Source organism: Deinococcus rhizophilus, from assembly GCF_030271215.1.
Classification (GTDB): domain Bacteria; phylum Deinococcota; class Deinococci; order Deinococcales; family Deinococcaceae; genus Deinococcus; species Deinococcus rhizophilus.
Map to the genome: position 1 here is coordinate 1 of NZ_JASNGB010000418.1, position 401 is coordinate 401.

Sequence of the window (401 nt, forward strand, 5' to 3'; positions counted from 1 at the left end):
CCTCCTCCGCCCGGCCCGCCCGCAGCAGCGCCTCGGCATGGCTGGAGTGCGCCTGCGCCCCCGCGTAGGGGTGGTCGGTCAGGTCCAGCGCCCGCCCGGTGAACTCCAGCGCCTGCCGGGGGTCGGGATCGGCCAGAGCGCGGCTGAGCCACTGGTCGAAGCGCAGCACCTCCTCGCGGTCGCCGGGGGCGGCGGGCACGGCCAGCAGGCGGTCGAGCAGGGCGCGGGCGTGGGCGAGGTCGGGGTGGTCGGCAGCTGGCCCGGCGAAGGGCTGGAGGTAGGGCAGTCCCACCCCGCGCGTCAGGTACGCCAGCGCGACCCGGTAGTCGGTGCGGCGGGTGCGGTAGGCGGCCTCCGGGCGGCGCGGGCCGGGGCGAGCGAGCAGGCGGCGGGCCTCGGCA

Annotated in this window: 1 pseudogene; it reads right to left on the reverse strand. The window is 79.3% G+C overall.

The features are described from left to right. Window positions 1–401 (reverse strand): annotated as a pseudogene (locus QOL99_RS17650) (hypothetical protein); the annotation flags it as partial.